This is a genomic window from Agathobaculum desmolans ATCC 43058 (assembly GCF_000701665.1).
GTDB classification, from domain to species: Bacteria; Bacillota; Clostridia; order Oscillospirales; family Butyricicoccaceae; genus Agathobaculum; species Agathobaculum desmolans.
This window is the reverse complement of record NZ_JNJN01000089.1, coordinates 1-2,112: the sequence shown is the minus strand read 5'-3', so window position 1 is coordinate 2,112 and position 2,112 is coordinate 1. Positions and strand designations below refer to the sequence as shown.

The following is a 2,112-nucleotide window of genomic DNA, read 5'->3' as shown; positions in this document are numbered from 1 at the left end:
AACCTGATCTCAGATCTGGTCAGCGGACGGAGCATACGGCTCGAGGAAGGCATGGAAGTGACGCATCGGCAGCTTGTGGCCCCAAACGATGCGCATGTTCGGGATCGTTGCACGATCCTTGTACAGCTGTGCAACAGCAGCGATAACGTAATCCAGATGCTCCTTGGTCAGGCGGCTGCGGTCGATCGCGAAGCGAACAACATTTGCCAGCTCAGCCTGCTGCTCGGGAGTCTTCAGGTCGTACTCCATCGAGAAGTCGCCCAGCTCGGATACACGGATACCGTAGCGGCGGATCAGTTCGAGCGAGAAGCCGGTGCCTGCGAACGTGGTGTGGTCGCGCTTGCCGTCGAAGAACTCATCCATGTTGATGTATACAGCGTGGCCGCCTGCCGGCAGTACAACGCCCTTTACGCCGGCCTTGTAGAAGCCCTGTGCCAGATATTCGCACTGCAGTGCACGGTCGTGCTGATACTCGAAGTCGCAGGACTCGTAAAGGCCTGCAGCCAGTGCCATGATGTCACGGCCGGACATGCCGCCGTAGGAATCGTTGCCGTAGCAGGAGATCTGCTTAACCTTGATCAGAACGCCAACGTCGGTCTTGACCGAGCCGTCCTCGTTGAAGTCGGAGAACTTCTTCCAGAACAGACCCTTGTCGCGGAACGCCAGCATGCCGCCCATGTTGGCGTGGCCGTCCTTCTTTGCGGACATCGTGAACGCGTCGCAGTAAGAGAACATCTCGGTTGCGATCTCAGCGATGGACTTGTCTGCGTAGCCCTCTTCGTTGGTCTTGATGTAGTATGCGTTCTCAGCCCAGCGTGCAACGTCGAATACCAGCGGGATATCATACTTATGTGCAACGCGGTTGATCTCGCGGATGTTCGCCATGGATACCGGCTGGCCGCAGATCGGGTTGTTGGTAATGCAGGTGAAGATCAGCGGTACGTTTTCTACGCCTACGGTATTGATCAGCTGCTCCAGCTTCTCAATATCCATGTTGCCCTTGAAGGGGTTCTTCTCGTACTTGCCGCCTTCCGGTACTTCGTACAGCAGTTCCTTGTTGTACAGGTTACGCGGAACAGAACCCATCTGCTTGATGTTGCCCTCGGTCGTATCGAAGTGGCCGTTGGACGGAATGGTGAATACCTTGCCCGGATAACGCTGGGTCAGGATCTTCTTCACGATCTCCATCAGTACGGACTCAGCCGCACGGCCCTGCTGGATGATAAAGGCGTTCGGACGCTCCATCTGCTTGGAGCCGCCGTTGAACAGGCCGCCCTCGTACTCGCAGAGGAACAGCTCATCCATCATCTTCTCCAGGTCACGGCAGTCGGTGCGGACCAGATCGATGGACTTCTTCCAGTTCTTCTCGCCGCCGCGCTCGAAAATGTCGCGGAAGGTGTCGAGCAGTACGTAGTAACCGGTGTTGCGGCCGTATGCTTCGTCGCCGAGCATCATGGTCGCCCACTGCTGGTTGGTCATTGCGGTCGTACCGGAGTCAGACAGCATATCAACGGTCAGCAGACCGGACGGGAATGCGAATTCGTTCCAGTGCGTTGCGTTCAGGGCGCGCTCGCGCTGCTCGATCGTTGCCTGCGGCAGATCGCGTACTACGTATGCACAATGCTGGGGCATATCTACATCCAGCGGATAGTTCTTCATGTTCTTGTCCATTTTCATTACCTCCATTAAGTTTGAGCGTATTGTTTCTACGTTCGGTTTTACTGGAGATACTCCGGTCGTCGTTTCCGCGGGCTTCCCGTCCCGCTCCGCGACTGGCGGACAGTATCTTTTCACTTTTGTGACTGCTGCTTACAGCGCCGCGATCACTTCGATCTCGACCAGCGCATCCTTCGGCAGACGTGCTACTTCGACTGCCGAGCGTGCCGGATAGCCGCCCTCGCTGAAGAACGTGGCGTATACCTCGTTCATCGCGCCGAAGTTATTCATGTCGCTCAGGAACACCGTCGTCTTGATCACGCGATCCATTCCGACCCCTGCTTCCGCCAGGATCGCCTTGACATTCGTCAGCGATTGCCGTGTCTGCTCCGCGATCCCTTCCGGGAATGCTCCCGTCGCCGGATCGATCGGCAGTTGTCCGGATGTGATCACAAG

General features: G+C 56.9%; 2 protein-coding genes. Both read right to left on the bottom strand.

The genetic code is table 11. The features are described 5' to 3' along the window. Positions 1-9: 9 nt before the first annotated feature. Entirely contained in the window at positions 10-1,671 is a 1,662-nt protein-coding gene (locus tag T363_RS0113650) for a tryptophanase (RefSeq protein WP_407919087.1), read from the bottom strand. A 138-nt stretch (positions 1,672-1,809) separates the two neighbouring features. Then, a partial coding sequence (locus T363_RS0113645; RefSeq protein ID WP_031476730.1) for a Rid family detoxifying hydrolase occupies positions 1,810-2,112 on the bottom strand: 303 nt, incomplete at its 5' end.

Coding starts and splice junctions, on each gene's coding strand:
- T363_RS0113650 (WP_407919087.1), bottom strand. CDS start 1,671: ATGGACAAGAACATGAAGAACTATCCGCTGGATGTAGATATGCCCCAG.